Source organism: Pseudoduganella sp. GW821-FHT12E03 (assembly GCF_058807115.1).
The window spans coordinates 689991-708772 of record NZ_JBXAQJ010000001.1; the positions used below are offsets into that span (position 1 = coordinate 689991).

At 66.6% G+C, this 18782-nt stretch carries 19 protein-coding genes; 5 read left to right on the top strand and 14 right to left on the bottom strand.

Features of this window, described 5'->3' with window-relative positions; translation table 11 throughout:
• Positions 1 to 35: 35 nt before the first annotated feature.
• The 9 genes from AC1RRC_RS02655 to AC1RRC_RS02695 form a co-directional block, all read right to left on the bottom strand.
• Positions 36 to 1115, bottom strand: a complete 1080-nt coding sequence (locus tag AC1RRC_RS02655; protein ID WP_493053695.1) for a GDP-L-fucose synthase family protein — start codon at positions 1113 to 1115, stop codon at positions 36 to 38.
• A 41-nt stretch (positions 1116 to 1156) separates the two neighbouring features.
• Positions 1157 to 2566 carry an undecaprenyl-phosphate glucose phosphotransferase gene (locus AC1RRC_RS02660; RefSeq protein ID WP_493053696.1) on the bottom strand — a complete coding sequence of 470 codons (1410 nt, stop codon included), beginning with the start codon at positions 2564 to 2566 and terminating at the stop codon, positions 1157 to 1159.
• 77 nt (positions 2567 to 2643) lie between these two features.
• Positions 2644 to 2892, bottom strand: a complete 249-nt coding sequence (locus AC1RRC_RS02665; protein WP_493053697.1) for a hypothetical protein — start codon at positions 2890 to 2892, stop codon at positions 2644 to 2646.
• A gap of 8 nt (positions 2893 to 2900) precedes the next feature.
• Positions 2901 to 3983, bottom strand: a complete 1083-nt coding sequence (locus tag AC1RRC_RS02670) for a sensor histidine kinase (protein ID WP_493053698.1) — start codon at positions 3981 to 3983, stop codon at positions 2901 to 2903.
• Complete coding sequence (locus AC1RRC_RS02675; protein ID WP_493053699.1) at positions 3944 to 4765, bottom strand: Crp/Fnr family transcriptional regulator; 822 nt, start codon at positions 4763 to 4765, stop codon at positions 3944 to 3946. Before AC1RRC_RS02675 ends, AC1RRC_RS02670 begins: the two co-directional genes overlap by 40 nt.
• A 48-nt stretch (positions 4766 to 4813) precedes the next feature.
• Positions 4814 to 5566, bottom strand: coding sequence for a helix-turn-helix domain-containing protein (locus tag AC1RRC_RS02680; RefSeq protein ID WP_493053700.1), 753 nt, complete (start codon positions 5564 to 5566; stop codon positions 4814 to 4816).
• On the bottom strand, positions 5563 to 6483 hold the full coding sequence (locus AC1RRC_RS02685) for a diguanylate cyclase domain-containing protein (RefSeq protein ID WP_493053701.1): 921 nt from the start codon (positions 6481 to 6483) through the stop codon (positions 5563 to 5565). The genes AC1RRC_RS02680 and AC1RRC_RS02685 overlap by 4 nt, the downstream gene beginning before the upstream one ends.
• Before the next feature lie 106 nt (positions 6484 to 6589).
• The gene (locus AC1RRC_RS02690; RefSeq protein WP_493053702.1) at positions 6590 to 6931 is read right to left on the bottom strand and encodes a hypothetical protein; all 342 of its coding nucleotides are present in this window, start codon (positions 6929 to 6931) and stop codon (positions 6590 to 6592) included.
• A 29-nt stretch (positions 6932 to 6960) separates the two neighbouring features.
• Entirely contained in the window at positions 6961 to 7731 is a 771-nt protein-coding gene (locus AC1RRC_RS02695) for a Crp/Fnr family transcriptional regulator (RefSeq protein WP_493053703.1), read from the bottom strand.
• A gap of 452 nt (positions 7732 to 8183) precedes the next feature.
• Here AC1RRC_RS02695 and AC1RRC_RS02700 point away from each other — a divergent pair, with 452 nt between their 5' ends.
• Positions 8184 to 9614, top strand: coding sequence for a UDP-glucose dehydrogenase family protein (locus AC1RRC_RS02700; RefSeq protein WP_493053704.1), 1431 nt, complete (start codon positions 8184 to 8186; stop codon positions 9612 to 9614).
• 29 nt (positions 9615 to 9643) lie between these two features.
• Here the strand turns inward: AC1RRC_RS02700 and AC1RRC_RS02705 are convergent, their stop codons facing one another.
• Together AC1RRC_RS02705 and AC1RRC_RS02710 are read right to left on the bottom strand one after the other, a co-directional pair.
• On the bottom strand, positions 9644 to 10393 hold the full coding sequence (locus AC1RRC_RS02705; protein WP_493053705.1) for a Crp/Fnr family transcriptional regulator: 750 nt from the start codon (positions 10391 to 10393) through the stop codon (positions 9644 to 9646).
• Between the two features lie 139 nt (positions 10394 to 10532).
• Positions 10533 to 10880, bottom strand: a complete 348-nt coding sequence (locus AC1RRC_RS02710) for a hypothetical protein (RefSeq protein WP_493053706.1) — start codon at positions 10878 to 10880, stop codon at positions 10533 to 10535.
• A 100-nt stretch (positions 10881 to 10980) separates the two neighbouring features.
• On the opposite strand from AC1RRC_RS02710, the gene AC1RRC_RS02715 reads away from it, so the two are divergent.
• Complete coding sequence (locus AC1RRC_RS02715; protein ID WP_493053707.1) at positions 10981 to 12327, top strand: MBL fold metallo-hydrolase; 1347 nt, start codon at positions 10981 to 10983, stop codon at positions 12325 to 12327.
• Between the two features lie 9 nt (positions 12328 to 12336).
• Here AC1RRC_RS02715 and AC1RRC_RS02720 read toward each other — a convergent pair whose 3' ends face one another.
• The gene (locus AC1RRC_RS02720) at positions 12337 to 13056 is read right to left on the bottom strand and encodes a hypothetical protein (protein WP_493053708.1); all 720 of its coding nucleotides are present in this window, start codon (positions 13054 to 13056) and stop codon (positions 12337 to 12339) included.
• A 29-nt stretch (positions 13057 to 13085) separates the two neighbouring features.
• On the opposite strand from AC1RRC_RS02720, the gene AC1RRC_RS02725 reads away from it, so the two are divergent.
• Positions 13086 to 13487, top strand: coding sequence for a hypothetical protein (locus AC1RRC_RS02725; RefSeq protein ID WP_493053709.1), 402 nt, complete (start codon positions 13086 to 13088; stop codon positions 13485 to 13487).
• A gap of 211 nt (positions 13488 to 13698) precedes the next feature.
• Here the strand turns inward: AC1RRC_RS02725 and AC1RRC_RS02730 are convergent, their stop codons facing one another.
• Positions 13699 to 16068: an FtsX-like permease family protein gene (locus AC1RRC_RS02730; protein WP_493053710.1), complete on the bottom strand. Its 2370-nt coding sequence runs from the start codon at positions 16066 to 16068 to the stop codon at positions 13699 to 13701.
• Entirely contained in the window at positions 16061 to 16822 is a 762-nt protein-coding gene (locus AC1RRC_RS02735) for an ABC transporter ATP-binding protein (RefSeq protein ID WP_493053711.1), read from the bottom strand. The genes AC1RRC_RS02730 and AC1RRC_RS02735 overlap by 8 nt, the downstream gene beginning before the upstream one ends.
• Before the next feature lie 171 nt (positions 16823 to 16993).
• On the opposite strand from AC1RRC_RS02735, the gene AC1RRC_RS02740 reads away from it, so the two are divergent.
• Positions 16994 to 18037: a sensor histidine kinase gene (locus AC1RRC_RS02740; protein ID WP_493053712.1), complete on the top strand. Its 1044-nt coding sequence runs from the start codon at positions 16994 to 16996 to the stop codon at positions 18035 to 18037.
• The gene (locus tag AC1RRC_RS02745) at positions 18030 to 18779 is read left to right on the top strand and encodes a LytR/AlgR family response regulator transcription factor (protein WP_493053713.1); all 750 of its coding nucleotides are present in this window, start codon (positions 18030 to 18032) and stop codon (positions 18777 to 18779) included. Before AC1RRC_RS02740 ends, AC1RRC_RS02745 begins: the two co-directional genes overlap by 8 nt.
• Positions 18780 to 18782 lie beyond the last annotated feature (3 nt).

Below are 18782 nucleotides of genomic sequence, written 5' to 3' on the forward strand. Positions count from 1 at the left end.
GGGATTGCCGGGGCGCGTGGCGCCCCGGCCGCCGTTCAGGTGGGAGCCGACATATCCTGGTAAGCGTGGTGGCGCGCGGCATCGGTGAAGAACGAGCGGCGGCACTGCAGTCCGATCCCGTCCAGCCGGCGCGCCGGTGCATAGCGCTCGCCTTCGTTGGTGGCGCGGCAGTAGCTGTGGTAGGTTTCACGCAAGCCCGTTTCCAGCGCGACATGCGGCTGCCAGCCCAATTGCCGCATCAGCGACGAGTCGAGCAGCTTGCGCGGGGCGCCATCGGGCTTGCTGGTATCGAAGCGCAGCGTGCCGGTATATCCCACCACGTCGGCGACCAGCTGCGCCAGTTGTGCGATCGTGATATCGCTGCCGCTGCCGACGTTCAGGTGCGACATGTGCGGCGCGGTGGCGTCGCGGTAAGCCAGGCTGCTCAATCCCATCACATGCAGGCAGGCTTCCGCCAGATCGTCCACGTACAGGAATTCGCGCAGCGCCTGCCCGCTGCCCCAGATCGTCACTTCCGGCGCGTCCGCCAGCCGCGCCTGGTGCAGCCGCTGGATCAGCGCCGGGATCACGTGGCTGTTTTCCGGGTGGTAGAAGTCGCCGGGGCCATACAGGTTGGTGGGCATCACACTGCGGTAACTGGTGCGGTACTGGCGGTTGTACGCTTCGCACATCTTGATGCCGGCAATCTTGGCGACGGCATACGCTTCATTGGTCGGTTCCAGCGGGCCGCTCATCAATGCCGCCTCACGCATCGGCTGCTCCGCCAGGCGCGGGTAGATGCAGGACGAGCCGAGGAACAGCAGCTTGCGAATGCCGTGCCGCCAGGCTTCATGGATCACGTTGGTTTCGATTTGCAGGTTCGAATAGATGAATTCGGCCGGGTAGCGGTCATTGGCGCGGATCCCGCCCACCATGGCGGCGGCCAGGTAAATCTGGTCGATGGCTTCGGCCTGGAAGAATGCGCGCACCTGCGCCTGGTCGGTCAGGTCCAGCCGTGCGCGGCTGCGCGTGATGATATTGCGGTAGCCGTGCTGCCGCAGCGCGCGCACGATGGCGGCGCCGACCAGCCCGTTATGTCCCGCCACATAAATGCGGGCGGTTTTGTTGGTGTCCATTTCCTTCTCCTTTGCGTAAGGGGTAACAACAAGGGAACGCGTCAATAGGCGTTGCGGTCGCTCCAGCCGCGCAGCGCGGTCCACAGCACGATGCGCAGATCCAGCCAGAGCGTGCCGTGCCGGATGTAATACACGTCGTACTGGACCCGCTTGATCATTTTGTCGAGGGTGTCGGTTTCGCCGCGGCTGCCATTGATCTGGGCCCATCCGGTGATGCCGGGCTTGGCCCGGTGCCGCACCATGTAGGTGTCCAGCAAATCGCTGTACATCGCGGTATGCTGCACCGCATGCGGACGGGGGCCCACCACCGACATGTCGCCCAGCAGCACGTTGAGAAACTGGGGTAATTCATCGAGGCTGGTGCGGCGCAGGAATGCCCCGAACGGCGTGACGCGGCTGTCGTTGGCGGTGGCCTGGCGCAGTTCGTGGCCCGGCGCGTCATGCAGCCACATGGTGCGGAACTTGAACACATTGAAGACGGCGCCGTTCAATCCCACGCGGCGCTGGATGAAGCAGGCCGGTCCCGGTGACGACCGCTTCACGCCGATCCAGATTGCCAGGTACAGGGGCGACAGCAAGGTCAGGACCAGCACCGCGAACACCTTGTCGAACACCAGTTTGCCGAGCCGGTTGCAGTAGCCGGTACCGGGACAGTTCAGGTTCAGCGTCGGGTAGCCAAAAAAGGTTTCCATGTTGGTGCGCAGGATTTGCAGCGGGCCGGTGTCCATGATCCAGCGTATTTCCACGCAGTGGTGGCGCAGCAAATGCTGCAACCGGGCGATGGTGCCGGCTTCGCTGATCGGCAAGGCGATCCAGATTTCATCGATGGCGTTGTGTTGCAGGTACTCCGGCAACCGGTCCACCTGCTCCAGCGCGTCGACGCCGTGCGCCGGGGGCGCGCCGCCTTCCCCTGGCGCCGGGCACCATGCCCGTACCGTGTAGTCGAGATGGCCTTCGGTGCGCGCGTGCCGCAGCAATTGCCGGCCGAGGACGCCGCCGCCGATCATCAGCACTTGCGCGCCGTGCCAGCCGTGGCGGCGCGCCAGGGGCAGGCTCCAGCGTGTGGCGGCGCGGACCAGCGCCAGCAGCGCGGCGCCGGTTGCATACCAGTACAGCAGCCAAAGGCGGGACAAGTCGCCGGCCAGCCGGGTCAGCACGCCAAACAGGACGAGGATGCCGAGTGTGCAGGCCCAGGCGGAGCACAGTTGCAGCGCCATCCGTCCCGGGGTTTGCGTCGACCACGCGCTGTACAGGCCGAAGCGGGGCAACAGTGCGTAGCCGAGGCCGACCGCCACATATTGCAGCACGCTGTAAATCGGCGGAAATTCCGCGGTGGCGGGTCCGAAGCGCAGCAGAGTGGCAACTTCGGCGGCCAGCACCAGCGCCAGCAGGTCGAGCACACGGAGTATCGTGGCCAGCCTGAGGGGATCACGTTCTGTCGTGCGGTTCATGGGCTTCCTCTCGGAGGGGACGCGCGCTGCTTCAACGGTAGTGTGGCGCGGCGCCGGCCGGGGTGGCACGGTGGCAGTCATGCCCCGGCGTGACCGCCGTCAAGCGCGCGCCGCCGTGCGCGCGATGCGTGCAGCTTGAGGCGTTTGTGCCACCAGCCGTGGTCGCCCACGCGCGCCGCCAGCCAGTCCAGCAAATGGCGCCGTTCATGCGCCGTGACGGGTGGCGCGTGGGGCGGCAATTCGACGCCGTGGCTGCGGCAGTACTGCAGCAATGCGTGGTAATCCCCCTGTTCGGCCATGGCGTAACAGGCTTGGGCGTGTTTCAACGCTTGCTTCACGCTGGTGACAGCGTAAAACGCGGCAGGGTGATCGTGAAGGTACACCCGGCGCCCGGGCGGTCCGTGACTTCCAGGGTGCCGCCGCTGCCCAGCACCGACTGGCGGGCGATGGTCAGCCCCAGGCCCAGGCCGCTGCGGTTGCCGCCGGGCTGGGAAAATGGCAGGAAGATGGCGCCGGCGCAGCCTGGCGGCAAGCCGCCGCACTGGTCGCTCACTTCAATCAGGATGCGGGTGGCGGGAGCGTGGGCGCGCAGCGTGACACTGCTCCGGTCACGGGTGAATTTGAAGGCGTTGTGCAGCAAGTTGGCCACGGCCGCCAGCAGTAATTCGCGCTTGCCGTACACCGCCAGTTGCGGGTCGACTTCCGGTGTGACCAGGGTGCATGCCCTGGCGCGCGCCGCCAACTGGGCGGACAGTTGGGCTTCCTCGATGAAGCCGGCCAGCGAGAACAGCGCCATCGGCGTGCCCTGCTGATGGACGTTGCGCACTTCCGCCAGCGAGCTGGCGATCAGCCGCTCCATCCTGACCAGGCTGCGTTCGACGATCGCGGCGGGGATGCCGTCCAGCGCCAGGCGCCCGGACTTGACGGCGCTGAAGGCCAGGGTGGCGTTGTTGAGCAAGTTGCGCAATTCGTGCACGAAGACACCCAGCCGCCGGTTGCCATCGTCGTGGCCGGCGGCGGGAAAGGCATCGGCGGCGCCATATTCATTCAGGGTGTCGGCGATGGCGTTTTCCAGGCCCCGGCACAGCACGCGGAATTCCCCGGACTGGAACGGGACGCCGCGTTCCGTCGCCAGGTCGGTGATGGCCAGGCACAGGGCGCCATAGCCATGCACCACGTGATCGACGCTGAAGCCGAGTTCCTGCAATGCGCGGCCGCGCTGCGGGGCGCCGCGCCCGTGGGCGGAGGCATCGCCGTCCTGCGCGGTGCGCAACGCGTGGATCAGCTGGCCGAGCAGCATGGGGACGCCGTTGTTCAGTTCCGCGTCATACGCCGGCGGGTCCGGCCGCAGTCCCAGCATGGCGCGGCAACGCGTGTTCAGGGCTTCCCGGTTGTGGGAGACGAATTCGTACAACATGGCACACCTCTCTGCCTTGACGGGAGCCGCGCCGCTGGCAAGGCGCATTCCGCCGTGGTCCATTCCAGCGCGCCGTTCAGTTCCACTTGCTGCGCCGCGAACATGGCCAGCATGACGGTGCCGCATTCACAGGCGTGGCAGGCCAGCGCGCGCGGCTCCAGGATTTCAATCAGGCCCCGGGTGTACTGAACGATGCGCCGCAGCTGCAATCGCCGCAGCACGTCGTTGACGCACTCGCGCCGCACGCCCAGGATCGCCGCCAGGACTTCCTGCGTGATGTGCAACCGGTCCGACCGGCTGCGGTGCGCCATCAGCTGCAGCCATTTGCAGAGCCGTTGTTCGGCGCAGTGGTGGCGCACGCAAATGGCTTCCTGCAGCAGTTGCGCATTCAAGGTCCGGCCGTAATGCTGCAGCACGTGGCGCAGGGCGCCACTGTCATCGAGCGGCGTTTGCAGCATCGCGCAGTCGATGCGGTAAGCCGAGCCGCCATGCTGCACCTGTATCCGTTGCGAACGGGTGGTGCGCGCCAGCCATGGCGGCGCGCCCAGCATGCCTTCGCTGCCGACCGCGACGATCTCGGAGGTGTCGCCATTCTCCAGCAGACAACGCACCGACAGCACGGCGGTCAGGGGAAAATACGCATGCGTGATGGGACAGTCGGGGCCATACAGCAACTGTTTCGGCGCCAGCTCCACCAGGCGGGCACTGGCCACCCACGGTGCGCCGCCGCTGTGGAGGATCGCATCGAACAGTTGATTGCGCGGGCCATCGCGGGTCGCCATATTGCTGCCTCTCTTGATGACGGCATGCGCTCGTGTCCGCATGCGGGTTCAGTCACTCACCGCCGCCCGGGACCGCCCCGGCTGCTCCGGCGGCTCGCCGGTGGCGGCTTGCTGCAATGCCACCGGATCGAGCATGTGGATGGCCCTGCCATGAATCGCCAGCACGCCGTCGCGCTTGAACTGCAAAAAGCGCCGGCTGACGCTTTCCGGCGTCAGGTTCAGGAAATCGGCGATGTCATGCCGCGCCATCGGCAGATTGAAGCGTTCATGCGAATAACCGAGTTCGCCGTAGCGCAAGCCGAGGCGCAGCAAAAACGCGGCCAGGCGTTGCTCGGCGCCGGTGTAGCGCAGCAGCAGTCCGGTATGCTGCACGGTTGCCATTTGCCGGCTGAACATGCGATGCAACTGCGGAAACCCCGCCGGAGCGGAGCCGACGTCCAGCACGCACACTTCACTGTCTTCCACCGCGCTGGCGCCGCCGGCATGCCGCGCCAGGCCCAGATCGTCCAAGCCGATGAGGTCCGCGCTCATGGGAAAACCGGTGACATGGCCGCCGGGGCCGCCGTCATAGGTTTTGAAGCTGCCGAAACGCACCACGTACAACTGGCCGCCGGTGGGGGTGCCGGGCTGATACAACTGGGCGTTGCGGGCCACGCGTTGCCGATGCACGAGGGGCAGCGGCGGCTGTCCCGGCTCTTGCGGCACCAGGCAAATCCGCCGCAGCCGGCAACCGTCGCAACTGTCGGTGTAGGCGGGCGGCGGCGCGGCGCTGACCGGCGCCAGGGGCATGGCGTGGCTCATGGGGCGCTCCGCGCGGCGGCATGTTCGATGCGGCTGGCAGCCGCATGGTTGCCGCCGCCGCGCTTGGCGGCATACATGGCCCGGTCCGCGTGCATCAGCAGGGTGGCGCCGTCGGCGCCATCGTCGGGATACAAGGCGATTCCCAGGCTGGCGCCGATCACGATCTTCTGGCCGCGCAGCGTATAGGGCTGGCCGATCGCCTGTACCACCTTGTCGGCCAGCGCCAGCGCCACTTCCTTGCCCGGCACGATAGGCAACAGGATGACGAATTCATCGCCGCCATAGCGCGCCACCAGGTCGCCGTGCCGGACCGCGGCGCGCAGCCGGTCCGCCACCGCCACCAGCAGCAAATTGCCGACCTGGTGGCCGTGGGTGTCATTGACGGGCTTGAACTGGTCCAGGTCGACAAACAGCGTGGCGACGATGTGGCGCTGGCGGCTGGCATTGGTGATGGCCCGCTGCTGCTCCTCGATGAACTTGGTGTAGTTGGGCAAGCCGGTCAGCGCGTCATGGTAAGCCAGGAAATGCTCGGCGCCGCCATCGGGGCAGTGCTGCCCGTTATGCTGGATCGCGATGAAGTAATTGATGCCGCCTTGCTCGTCGACCAGCGGGGTGACCATTTCCGCCACCGCATAGGTGCTGCCGTCCGGCCGCCGCGCCAGCAATTCGCCTTGCCACACCTGGCCGGCCTGGACCGTGCGCCACATGTCCGCACTGTTCGGGCCGCGATAGGCATCCAGGGAAAACGCCTCCTGGCGCGATGCGCCCGCCTGTCCGTTGAGCCGTTCGAACGCCTGGTTCATCCACACCAGCCGGCCACTGCTGTCGGCAATGAAGATCGCATTGGCGGATAGCGCCAGCGCGTGCGCCAGCTGGGCCGGGGGCATGGTGTTGTCGCGGGTGATGTTCGGCGCCATGTAAACGTCCTTTCAGGATGGGGAGCGGTGGACGCGGCGGGAATTTCCACTGCCGCTTCACTATCGTGCTCCACAGGTAATTGCTGGCATTTGTTGCTTGTCATTTTTAAAACTGCCGCTGCATTGGTGCCGATGCGCACCAGCGTTCGCCGGCCGGCTGGTAGCGGGCAACCAAGTCGTAGATCGTCAAGATGCGGTCGATCGCGATGGCCAGGTCGTGTTCGCTCAGCGCGGCGATCGTGGCTGGCAGCCCGGCCTGTGTGGACTGCCCCGCGATCCCCAGGCACTCGCCCAGCTGGTCGAACTCGCTGCGCGCTTCGAGCGGGATTTCCTTGCGCGGCAAGCGGGCCAGGCCGGACAGGCAGGCCTGCAGCAAGCGTTCCCGCTGGGTTCCCGGCCCCGCCAGCAAGTGCACCGCGGCGTTGAATTCAAAATAGGCGCGCGACAAGCCGTGCTCCTTTGGCGAACGGCGCCATGTCAGCGCCGGTCACGCTGCAGGTTGCGCAGGGCGATCGCGTCGTGAATGCGGATCAGGCGGCGGTTCACTGCAATCAGGCCTTCGCTCTCGAGCATGCCGAGCGTGCGGATCACGGTTTCGGTGGCCATGCACAGATAGTTCGCAATATCTTCCCGCTGCATGCGCAAGGTGAAGGTGTTGCCGGAAAAGCCGCATGCGGCATGGCGTTCCGCCTGGTGGATCAAGAAGCGCGCGACGCGGGCGCGGGTGCCAAGACCGGCGCGTGTCCCGATCAGTACCGGCGCGCGCGCCAGGTTGCGGCCCATGACGCTGCATATGGCCAACTGCAAGCCGGGATGGCGCCGGCCCAGCATGGTCAGGTCGGCGAGGGGAATCAGCACCAGTTCGCAGTCCGACAGGGCCACCGCTTCCAGGGTATGGCGGCCGCTGGCGATGCCGTCTATGCCGAGCATGTCGCCGCGCATGGGAAAGCTGAACACTTGCTGCTTGCCGGGTTCGCCCATTTGCGTGGTTTTAAGGAAGCCGTTTTTCACGATGAACAGTTGATCGCATTGCTGGCCGATCAAATGCAGGCTTTGCCCGCTGTGCAAGATCACGTGGCGAAAGCGGTGCGGCTCCTGCTCGCAATCGGGCAGGTCGACGATCCGCAGCAACTCGCAGACGTTGGCGAAGCTGGAGCTGGACGCCGCGTGCGGCACGCCCGGTGGCGGGGACGGGCGGGGCGACAAGGGTGCAAGCGTGCCAAGCGGGACCGGAAAAGTGGAGTGCATCGTTGTCCTCCGTAAATAATAGTTTGGCTAAGCAGGCGCTGCCCATGTTGGACGCTGGCGTTGCTTCGCCACGCTTAGCCTGCGGCAGGCAACAAAAATTAATAAAAAGCAATAGGAGTATTCCTAAAAACTGCCTCTGTGAGTCCTAAAAAGCATTCGGAATACAGGTTACATTTTTAAGGTAACACCTAAGTCCGTAAAAATTTGTGACGAGAGTCATTTTTTTATCAAAATTACACAATAACTGGTGCAGCGCAGCAAAATTGCCTCAATTCCACATTTTGTCTATGACATCGCGCTTGACAAGTTTCCGCGCCAGCCTTGCCTCAGCCCATGACGACGGTCTTTTTCGCACATGCCATCCATCAATCGCCACGTTGCCGGTAGCCGATAGCGTGATGGTGCGGCGCGCAATCCTGCGTAGCCATCAACGGACTGTGAAAGGACATCCCATGAGGGTGACAGTGATAGGCGCCGGCTATGTGGGGTTGGTGACCGCGGCTTGCCTTGCCGAACAGGGTAACCATGTGTTGTGCATTGATGCGAACCGCAGCAGGATCGGCGTGCTGGAGCAATGTGGCATGCCGCTGCATGAAGCCGGGCTGGCGGAACTGGTTTCCCGCAACCGGGCGCGTGGCCGGCTGCGATTTTCCTGCGACCTGGACGACGCCGCGGCGCAATGCGGCATCCAGTTCATTGCCGTGGGGACCCCACCCAACGAAGACGGCTCGGCCGACCTGCAATACGTGCTGGAAGCGGCGCGCACCATCGGGCGGCGCATGGAATCGTTCCAGCTGGTGGTCAACAAGTCGACCGTGCCGGTCGGGACCGCGGCTTTGGTGCGGACGGCCATCCAGGCCGAACTGGACCGGCGCGGTGTGGCGCTGAGCTTTGCCGTGGTCTCGAATCCGGAATTCCTCAAGGAAGGGTCGGCGGTCCACGACTTCATGCATCCCGACCGCATTCTCGTCGGTTGCGAAGAGTCGCCCGAAGGGCGCTGCGCGGCTGAATTGATGGCGAGCCTGTATGCGCCGTTTAACGCCGACGCGGACCACATGCTGTGGATGGACACCCAGTCGGCCGAACTGAGCAAATACGCGGCCAACGCCATGCTGGCGACCCGCATTTCGTTCATGAACGAGATCGCCAACCTGGCGGACGCGCTGGGGGCGGACGTGGAAGCGGTGCGGCGCGGGATTGGATCGGACGGCCGCATCGGGACCCAGTTCCTGCGCGCCGGCTGCGGCTATGGCGGCTCATGCTTCCCCAAGGACGTGCAGGCGCTGTGCCGCATGGCGGACGAGGCGGGCCAGCCGCTGCTGCTGGTGCGCGCGGTGGAGGCGGTGAACCAGCAGCAGCAAGCCTTGCTGGGGACGCGGCTGCTGGCGCGCTTCGGCGACGATTTGCGCGGGCGCCGGTTCGTGCTGTGGGGGCTGGCGTTCAAGCCGGACACCAACGACGTCCGGCGCGCCACGTCGCTGGTGCTGTTGCGGCAATTGCTGGAGGCGGGCGCGCACGTGGTGGCGTATGACCCGGCCGCGCGCAACGAAACCGAGCGCACCATGGCGGATGATCCCATGCTCAGCGCGGCCATGCTGGCGCGCCTCAGCTATGCCGAGCGGCCGATGGACGCGGCGCGGGGCGCCGATGCGCTGCTGGTGGTGACGGAATGGCGGCAATTCGGGCAGGCCGACCTCGCCGAGCTGAAGGCGAAGTTGCGGCAACCGGTGGTGTTTGACGGCCGCAATGTGTTCGACCCGGCGGCGATGGCGCAGGCCGGCTTCGAATACCATGGCATTGGCCGTGCGGTACATACGCGCCTGTTACCGCCGTTGCCGGCCATGCGCCCGCAGGCCGATGTGCTGCCGGCGGGGCTGATCTGAACCGCGTCACCGGCGCCCCGCGCCCGGCGTCACGGCGCCGGTTCCTGTCCCGCCAGGCCGCGCAGACGGGACAGGTCGCGGATGACGATGGCGCGCCGGTCCAGTGCGATGGCGCCATGTCCTTCCAGCCGCACCAGCAGGCGGCTAACGGTGGCGCCGCTGAGGCCCAGATGGTCGCCGAGTTCCTGGCGCGACATGGGCAACGCCAGCCGCAGCGCTACCGCGCCGCGCGTGGCGCAGGTGTCGGCCAGGTTGGCCAGTGCGCCGGCCAGGCGTTGTTCCGCGTTGGCGCAGCGCAGCAGCCGGGTCAACGCTTGTTGCCGCAGCAATCGTTTTTGCAGCATGCTGAACAGCATCTGGGCAATCACACTGTCCAGCAGTGCCGCCTCGCGCAGCCGCCCCAGGGAAAATTCGCAGACTTCGCTCTCGCACAGCGCCTGCGCGCTGGCGGGCGTGGTGCCGCATTCCACGGGTTCGAGCGAGAACAGGTCGCCTTCGGCCAAAAAACTGTCGATGCATTGCACGCCGCTGTCGGCCCCCCGCAACACTTTCAGGTGCCCGCGCCGCACCGCGTACAGGCGGTCGTAGCCGGCGCCGCCGCTGACAGCCAGTTGCTGGCCCCGCTCCAGCGGCAGCCGCCGGTCGATCAGGCGCGCAACGCGCCCGGCATCGGCGTCGGGCAATCCCGCCACCATGCAGTGGGGGCGTGCCGGGCAGGACGGGCAACCGGCGACCGTGAGTTCAGGGAGAATGGTGGCCCCAGTATTGTGGTTGGCCATAGATGTAGGGATTCCTGGCAGTGATTTGCCAGGCAGAAATTGGATGGCATGCAGCCGATACTAGCTTGAAAGCCGAGTTTGATATTTGACAACCGTCAGTTTGGGGCCGGCGATTGCCTGACGGCTGACCGCTGTGCAGCTACTCGTCGAATTCCGAACTTAAATCCTTGAAGCCCTTGCGCACGGCAAACGGCAGGAATTCGTCCGGCGTATCGAGCACGACCAAGCGCTTTTCCTGGATCACCGGATCGCCCGCAGTCAGGTCGGGACCGGCGTAACCCAGCGTGCGCAAGTGCGCGCTGATGCCTGCGATCAATTTTTTATCCCGGTGCAAGCCGTCCGGCGCCGGGGCGGCAAGGTCCACATACAGGTCGATGACGCCATAGCCCTCATCGAAAATGCGGATGGCTTTGATGTCGACGGCGCGGCCGCTGCCGTCGGTGGTCTTGAAGGGGCCGCTGAGCTGGATTTCAGTGTCTTGGTTCATGCCGGCAGCATACACCAAATGGACGGACCGGTCCGCTTCGCTGTCCGCGAATCCGGCCGCTCCGGTACAATCCGGCGGCCCTCCACCCACCGCGACCGCCATGACCCAGCCCGCCCTGACGATTTCCCGCATCTTGCACGCCGGCTATGTGTTCGCCTGCGACGGCGTGCGCATCGCCTTCGACACCATCTTCGAGAACCCGTTCAGCCGCAACTGCCACGCGTTTCCCGGGGTGCGTTTCGACACGGAGCAGATCCGCCGCGAGCATTTCGACGCGGTCTTTATTTCCCATTTTCACGACGATCATTGTTCGCTGGAGAGCCTGGATTTACTGGACCGCGCCACGCCGCTGTACCTGTATTGTATTTTCGACGAACTGTTCGACATGGTGCGCCGGCTGGGTTTTACCAATGTGCACCGCTTGCACCTGAATCAGCCGGTCGAGGCCGGCCCGTTCAGGGTGACGCCCCGCGAAGCCATGGATGCCGACGTCGATTCAATGTTCCAGGTCCAGGCCGCCGGGCTCAATGTGCTCAATGTGGTCGATTCCTGGATCGACGACAGCACGCTTTCCCAACTGGTGCGGGAAGGGCCGTGGGACATGGTGCTGTGGCCGTTCCAGACCATGCGCGAAATCGAGGTGCTGGCGCCCACCCGCGCCGTGGCGGCGCCGCCGGCGTTGCCCGGGGAGTGGCTGGAGCAGTTGCAGGCGCTGGCGCCGCGCTACATCGTCCCGAGTTCTTGCCAGTTTGTGCAGGAACCGTGGTCCTGGTACAACCGCGCTTTCTTCCCGATTTCCTATGCGCAATTCGCGCGCGACGTGGCGGCCGTGCTGCCGGCGACGCCGGTGGTGCGCCTCGATCCGTCGGTCTCCGTGCTGCTCGACGCGGCGTCGCTGCGTCCGGCGCCACCGCTGAGCTGGGTGGTGCCGGTCGGTCCGCAGGCGGTGGATTATGTTTACGAGGGCCATGCCGCACCGCCGTCCACGGCGGACATCGCGCGTCATTTTGCACCGCTGACGGCCGCGCAGCAGGCGCGCGTGCTGGATTATTGCCACGCGGGGCTATTGGCAAAATATGGCACGGTGGAAACCGAATCCGAGTACTTCGAACAGCCCCGCATCTGGCAACTGTCGCTTTATGATCACGCCGGCGCGGCCACTTGTTTCCGCTACCGGCTCGAGCCCGGCGGGGGGATCCAGGCTTGCGGCGCCGGGGTAGTGGGATGGACCACGGAAATCCCGGCGGCCAAGCTGTACGCGGCGCTGGAAAATGGCGAATCGCTGACGTCGATGTACATGCGCATCAATGGCGCGGTATTCGATGCCGATACCGAACGGGACCTGGCGCAGGCCGATGTGGTCGACGATCCCCTGATCCGCTGCCTGTTCAGCGACACGTTCGGCGCGTACCAGCAGGCGCAACTGCGGCGGCTGCTGGCGCGCTAGGCCGCCTGGCTATTTCCCCAGCAAATGCAGCGACTCTTCCCAATCGGCTTCCCAGTCCATCAAAAAATCGTGGGTCTTGAAGGCGCGCTTCAATGGTCCCAACGGCGTGCGATAAACGTCGTGCAGTCCCAGCGCCAGGGTGACCGGATGCCACAGCGCGTTGCGTTTGGATTTCTTGACGCTGGCCTTGATGCGGGCGCCGTCGTCGCCGAAAATGCCCACCGCCTCATCGAGCGCGCGCCCCAGGTCCATCCGCACGCAGGTGGAAAACGCGGCCAGGACGTCGGCCTTGCCGATCCCGGCCTGGGATTCCCTGGCCCCGGCGGTGGCCGGCGGGGTGTGCCGCGCCGCTTGCGCCGCGTGTTTCAGCTTGCCGGCCAGCTTTTCCAGGTCCCGCTTTTGAAAACGCAAGTCATCGAGCGGCCTGCGAAAGCCCGGTTCCGGCAGCCTGACCGGCAATTTATACGCGTCCTTGGTCATCGTGATCAGCACGTCGGCGCTGCCGGCGGCCAGGCGGGCGACGTCGCCCTCGTAATAGATCGGCGCCGCATAGCCGCCGTTGGCGTCGCCGAACAGTTCGGGATACGCCGCGTCATAGTCGAGCCACACGACTGGCGTCAGCCCGTGCTCGAGCAGGCGGGCCAGCGTCCAGGCGGCGCCGGTCTGGTGCGCCAGCCAGGCGCAGGCTTCGGCGGTGGTGGCCCGGAAGGGCAGGTCGGTAAGGCTCATGGTGCTGGTTGACAATGAAGGCGAGGTGCATGCCGGAAGCCGCATGGTACCGGCAAAGGAATCGTGCTGACAATGATTTGCTGCGCAGTCGCGGGCGGACAGCGGCGGAACTTCATTACCTTCCCGTAACGGATCGCCAGCGCGCCGGCTTCGCGGTACAGTATGGGTTGGAAAGCGAACCCAAGCATATTCTCAGGAGCATCATGGCAAGTACCATCACACATCGCGGCGTTGCCATCATCACCCTTGCGGAGGGCGAGTCGATGCAGGAGCAATGTGCGGCCAATTGCATCGCCATCCGCCACGATGATGCGGGCTGGTGGACGTGTTTTATTGGCGAAGGCGGTGAAATCGAGTGCTACGACGAACCGTATCCGAGCCGTGACCAGGCCACATGGGCGGCGAAGGCCGCGGCGGAATTCGGAATTTAGCCGGCGTTCCCATGCCGGGAAACCGGCCGTTCATGACATCAAAGCCGCCTTTCGCCGCATCGCGCGGCGCAGCACCGGGCGTGCCGCGCACAGCGCGACGAACCGGGCAACATCACCGTGGAATTGCGCGGCCACCCGGCCCGGCTCAAGGTGGCGCAAAGCTGCAGCTGGCGCTTCAAGAGCGACGTGTACGTTGGCTGAGCGTTGCTCCTTATTCGTACTGCAGCGCCCTGACCACCGGCATCCGCAGCGCCTGCCGCGCCGGCCATGCGCAGGCGAGGAGCGATACCAGCGTCACCAGCAACAGCCAGCGTGCGGCGCTGGCGGGTTCCGGCGCCAGCGAGGCCGGCAGCGTGAACATCACGCGCCCGAACGCGTCGCCCAGCAGCGCGCTGACCGGGACCGACAGCGGCAGCGACAGCAGCCATCCCAGCAGCGCCATCACCAGGCCTTCCAGCTGGACCATGCCAAACACGGTGCGGTTGCGGGCGCCGATCGCGCGCAGTACGCCGATTTCGCGCTGGCGTTCCAGCACCGCGACACTCATGGTGGACGCCAGTCCCATGCCGCCGACCACGATCATGACCCAGCCCATCATGCCCAGGAAATTCACCACCATAAGCAGGTGGTCTTCAATGCCCTGGCGCGTCTCGCTCTGCAGCTTGGTGCCGGCGACCACCATGCCCTGGCTTTCCAGTGTGGCGCGCAAGCGGCGCAGCAAGCCGGGCTGGTCATCGTGGTGGCGGTCCTCCGCCCTGACCAGCAGCAATGACGCCAGGTCGGCGCCGCGCAGCGCCGCAAACGCGGGCCGGGCAATAAAGGCGACCGATTCGATGCCACTGTCAACAATGCCGGCAATCCGCAACGTTACCGGCCGGCTGTCAATGATCAGCGGCAACTGCTGCCCCACTTGCAAGCCTGGATACAGTTTCAACAGGGCGCTGCCGGCGACGATGCCGTCCGGCGCGTCCTCGCGCAGCCAACTGCCGGCGGTCATCCGGGGCGCCAGCACGCGGCTGTGGACCGGCACGGCCACCAGGTCAAAGGCTTTGCCGACGGTGCCATCGCCCAGCGCCAGTGCGGCGCTGGTCCGGCCCCAGGCTTCGGCGACGGCAACGCCGGCCTGGCCACTGACGCCGGCTTCGAGCGCCGGCGGCGGCAATGGCGTACCCACGCGCAGCACCATGTCGTAGCGCTGGCTGGCAAACAATCCATCCACCGATTGCTGGACGGCCAGCCGCAGGTTGCCGGCGCCGACGAACACCGCGCCCGCCACCGCCAGCGCCAACAAGCTCAGCCAGCAACGTGTCCGTTGCCGGAACGCGTTATGCAAGGACAGCAACTGCGGGCGCGCCAGGCGCACGCGATGCAGCCAGCGCCGCACGCGGTTGCCGGAGGTCGCGGCAGGCAGCCCGGTGTCGCGCAGCGCGTCGGACACCGGCTGGCGGCATGCGCGGGCGACCGGCCAGGCCGCCGCCAGCACGGGCAATCCGATGCCAACCGCCGCCTGCAGCAGCAACGCCCACGCCGGAATGGCATAGCGGTCCACCGGGAAATTCAGCAATTCGCCCTGGAAGCTGCCATAGGCGCGGCCCAGCAGGGCGGCCAGCGGCAGCGCCAGCGCCGTGGCAAGTATCCCCAGCCCGGCCGCCAGCACCAGCGCTTGCGCCGCCAGTTGCGATTCACTGGCGCCGATCGCCTTCATGATGCCCAGTTCGCGGCGCTGGCTGGCCAGCATGGCGGAAAACAGGTTGACGATCAGGGTGCCGCACACCAGCAGGGTCAGTACCCCGAACGCGCCTTGCACCATGGCCAGCGAATCCATTTGCGCCGCGTGCACATGGACGCCGTGTTCCGGCACGTCGATGCGGCCGACGCGCCGCCCGTCCGCCTCGGCCAGCGCCTTGATCCGCCACGCCAGTTGGCGCACCGCCTGCTGGGTGGGATGCGGCGCGGCGACGGTCAATTGCAGTTCATCGAATTCGGGCGGCACGCCGAGGCGCGCCATGGCCGCAGGGTTGACATAACCATACACCACGTGGTCCATCCAGCCGGGCGCCACGGCCACGTCGCGCACCACGCCGGCGACGTTCAACGTGGCCGGCGCCTTGCCGGCGGTGGCCAGCACGGCATCCTGGCCCACCTTGGCGCCGGAATAGCGCAGCGACGAGCGCTCGATGATGATGGCGCCGTCAGGCGGCGGCCAGGCGCCTTCGCTGTCCTGCAAGCGGCCGATATCGGGCCGCTGGACATCGTCGAGGGCGACCAGCACGGCGGTCTTGCGCTCGCCCCTTGAGAGCAGCGTCGCCACCACGGTGCGGCGCGCCCGCACCGCGGCGACTCCCGGCATTTGCCGTACCCGTTCGAGAAAGGCCGCATCGAGCGGCGACACTTTCAAGGTCGCCGCAACCGGATGGCTGGCCGCATAGCTGGCGCGGGTGGCCGTCTTCACCAGGGCCCAGGCATCGAGCACGGCGCCGGCGCCGGTCAGTCCCAGCGCCACGGCAAACACCACCAGCAGGGTGCGGGCCCGGTGGCCCCAGGCGTCGCGCAAGGTCTTGCGCCAGCGGGTATCAACCATGGCGCACCCCGCCACAGTCCACCGCGCGGCCGTCCACCAGCGTGACCGTGCGGTGCGCGCGCCGCAAGACGGCGGGGTCGTGGGTCACCATCACCAGGGTCTGTCCCTCGGCCACCAGTTCTTCCAGCAAATCCAGCAGGGCCGCCGCGTTGTGCGTGTCGAGGTTGCCGGTCGGCTCGTCCGCCAGCAGCAGGGCCGGGGCGTTGGCCAGCGCGCGGGCCACGGCAACGCGCTGTTGCTGGCCGCCGGACATGGCCGACGGCAGCTTGTCGGCCTGTTCGCGGATGCCGAGCCGTTCCAGCAGCGCCAGTGCGCGGCCGTGGCGCTCGCGCGTGGGCCAGTGCCGCGCCAGGTCCATTGGCAGCATGACGTTTTCCACGGCCGAGAGGCTCGGCATCAGCTGAAAGAACTGGAACACGATGCCAACCGCGCGGCCGCGCCAGCGCGCCAGTTCGCGTTCCGGCAGCGCGTGCACCGCCAGGCCGTCGACCCATACTTCGCCCGCGCTGGGCCGGTCCAGGCCGCCCAGCAAATTAAGCACCGTGGATTTGCCGCTGCCGGACTGGCCGGTGATGGCGACAAATTCGCCCGCGCCGACCTGCAAGTCAAAATCCGCCAGCGCGGTACAGCTGGCGCCGGCGCCGGCGTAAGTCTTGCCCGTGCCGGCCATCCGGATCAGTTGCACGGGCGGCGCGGAGGCCACGGGTTCGGCCGCGGCGCGCGGGCGGAAGGAGGGCGGGGTGGACAGGTTCATGGGGGGCTTTCGACAGGAATGGAACATGGGGCATAGCGTAAGCCGCCATGGGCCCGGCATGCGTGCCATTCACCGGCCTCGCCGGGCGATTGGGCGAATTCGGGCCGAATTTGCGCCCAATCGGATCCGGAAGCGGTTTGCCGGCGGGTGGACGCGTGCTAACCTTGCGCCATGTTGACTACGGCATCTCCTTCCCGCAGCTGGTTCTGGCTGCAAATGGCCGTCGGCTGGGCGCCGATGTGGATCTTGTTTACGCTGATGATCATGAGCGTGCATGAGTTCGCGTTCGGCGCCAGCGCCTGGATGGCCGGGCGCATGATCTTCAGCGCCGCCTTGCTGGGAATCGGCGTGCATGCGCTGACGCGGCGTTTTCCGTGGCCATCGCCATTTCGCTGGCCGTTTTTGCTGGTGCATATCCTGGCGGCGCTGCTGTATGCGGCCCTGTGGATCGTGTCGTACAACCTGATCGAGAGCCTGTTGCGCTGGCGGCTGACCTATGTCCCCGGTCCCGGCCTGCTCCGTTTCGGAATGACCGGCATCTGGCTCTACCTCACCATCACCGCCGTGGCCTATGCCCAGCAGGCAGCCCAGCGCACGGCGCTGGTGCAGGCGGCCGCCGCGCGGGCGCAACTGGCGGCGCTGCAGGCGCAGTTGCACCCGCATTTCCTGTTCAATGCCTTGCACACGGTGGTGCAACTGATTCCGCTCGATCCCGCCAGGGCCGCCCGGGCGGCGGAACAATTGGCGGAATTGCTACGCGTGGCGCTCGATGAACGCCGCGACCAGCTGTCCCTGGCCGAGGAATGGCGTTTTGTTGAGCGCTACCTGGCCATCGAGCAGTTGCGCTTTGGCGAGCGCCTGCAAGTCAGCGCCGACTTGCCGCCGGCTGTGCAGGACCAGATGTTGCCGTCGTTTGCGCTGCAAACCCTGGTGGAAAACGCGGTGCGCCATGGCGCCGCGCCCAAGGTGGGGCCGACCCGGCTGAAGGTCGGCGCCGCCATCCGTGGCCAGGTGTTCACCTTGGTGGTCAGCGATGACGGCGTGGGGGCGGAACCGGGCGCCATCGCGCACAGCGGCGGCACCGGCTTGCGCCGCCTGCGCGAGCGGCTGGCATGCTTGTACGGCGGCAGCGCCATGCTCGTGGTTGCGGCGTCGCGTTCCGGGGTGACGGCGACCTTGTCGCTGCCCGTGACAGCGGGGAGCGGCGATGACTGAACCCGCACCGGTAACGGTCTTGATTGCCGATGACGAACCGGTGGCGCGCGCCGGGCTGCGCCACCTGTTGCAAGACATCGGCTGGCTGCGGTGCGTGGGGGAAGCGGCGGATGGCCCGGCGGCGGTCGATGCCATCGGGCGCCTGCGGCCGGATGTCGTCTTGCTCGATATACAGATGCCGGGATGGTCCGGCATCGAGGTGCTGCGCCGCTTGGCGCCGCCGGCGCCACGCATCGTGTTTACCACCGCCTATGCCGAACACGCGGTCACGGCGTTCGAGCTGGGCGCGCTGGATTACCTGCTGAAGCCCTTTGGCGCGGAACGCCTGGGCGGGGCGCTGGCCCGGGTCCGCGCCGCGCTGGGCGAACCGCTGCCGCCCGCGCTGGACCGCTATGGCGAAATGCTGGCCAATGGCCCGATGCGGCGCCTGTTCGTGCGCAGCGGGCGGAGCATCCAGCCGGTCGCCGTTGGCGATGTGCAGCGCTTTGAAGCGGTGGGCGACTATGTCATCGCGTACACCGCCGGCGGCCAGCACCTGGTGCACCTGGCGCTGAACCGGCTGGAAGCGCGGCTCGATCCCCAGCAATTCGCCCGCATCCACCGCACCCACCTCGTCAACCTCGACCATGTGGCGCGCTTCCGGCGCGAGCTCGATGGCCGGCTCACCGCCGTGCTGCGCGGCGGTGAGGAACTCCCGGTCAGCAAGGGCAAGGCGCAAGTGTTGCGCGAACTGGCGCGCTGACCG

What these genes read in the sequence shown, in the direction of transcription:
- AC1RRC_RS02695 (WP_493053703.1), bottom strand. Translation starts at nt 7,731, where the DNA reads ATGCACTCCACTTTTCCGGTCCCGCTTGGCACGCTTGCACCCTTGTCG.
- AC1RRC_RS02710 (WP_493053706.1), bottom strand. Translation starts at nt 10,880, where the DNA reads ATGAACCAAGACACTGAAATCCAGCTCAGCGGCCCCTTCAAGACCACC.
- AC1RRC_RS02685 (WP_493053701.1), bottom strand. Translation starts at nt 6,483, where the DNA reads ATGGCGCCGAACATCACCCGCGACAACACCATGCCCCCGGCCCAGCTG.
- AC1RRC_RS02725 (WP_493053709.1), top strand. Translation starts at nt 13,086, where the DNA reads ATGCCGGAAGCCGCATGGTACCGGCAAAGGAATCGTGCTGACAATGAT.
- AC1RRC_RS02720 (WP_493053708.1), bottom strand. Translation starts at nt 13,056, where the DNA reads ATGAGCCTTACCGACCTGCCCTTCCGGGCCACCACCGCCGAAGCCTGC.
- AC1RRC_RS02675 (WP_493053699.1), bottom strand. Translation starts at nt 4,765, where the DNA reads ATGGCGACCCGCGATGGCCCGCGCAATCAACTGTTCGATGCGATCCTC.
- AC1RRC_RS02735 (WP_493053711.1), bottom strand. Translation starts at nt 16,822, where the DNA reads ATGAACCTGTCCACCCCGCCCTCCTTCCGCCCGCGCGCCGCGGCCGAA.
- AC1RRC_RS02730 (WP_493053710.1), bottom strand. Translation starts at nt 16,068, where the DNA reads ATGGTTGATACCCGCTGGCGCAAGACCTTGCGCGACGCCTGGGGCCAC.
- AC1RRC_RS02655 (WP_493053695.1), bottom strand. Translation starts at nt 1,115, where the DNA reads ATGGACACCAACAAAACCGCCCGCATTTATGTGGCGGGACATAACGGG.
- AC1RRC_RS02670 (WP_493053698.1), bottom strand. Translation starts at nt 3,983, where the DNA reads ATGTTGTACGAATTCGTCTCCCACAACCGGGAAGCCCTGAACACGCGT.
- AC1RRC_RS02740 (WP_493053712.1), top strand. Translation starts at nt 16,994, where the DNA reads ATGTTGACTACGGCATCTCCTTCCCGCAGCTGGTTCTGGCTGCAAATG.
- AC1RRC_RS02715 (WP_493053707.1), top strand. Translation starts at nt 10,981, where the DNA reads ATGACCCAGCCCGCCCTGACGATTTCCCGCATCTTGCACGCCGGCTAT.
- AC1RRC_RS02745 (WP_493053713.1), top strand. Translation starts at nt 18,030, where the DNA reads ATGACTGAACCCGCACCGGTAACGGTCTTGATTGCCGATGACGAACCG.
- AC1RRC_RS02680 (WP_493053700.1), bottom strand. Translation starts at nt 5,566, where the DNA reads ATGAGCCACGCCATGCCCCTGGCGCCGGTCAGCGCCGCGCCGCCGCCC.
- AC1RRC_RS02660 (WP_493053696.1), bottom strand. Translation starts at nt 2,566, where the DNA reads ATGAACCGCACGACAGAACGTGATCCCCTCAGGCTGGCCACGATACTC.
- AC1RRC_RS02705 (WP_493053705.1), bottom strand. Translation starts at nt 10,393, where the DNA reads ATGGCCAACCACAATACTGGGGCCACCATTCTCCCTGAACTCACGGTC.
- AC1RRC_RS02700 (WP_493053704.1), top strand. Translation starts at nt 8,184, where the DNA reads ATGAGGGTGACAGTGATAGGCGCCGGCTATGTGGGGTTGGTGACCGCG.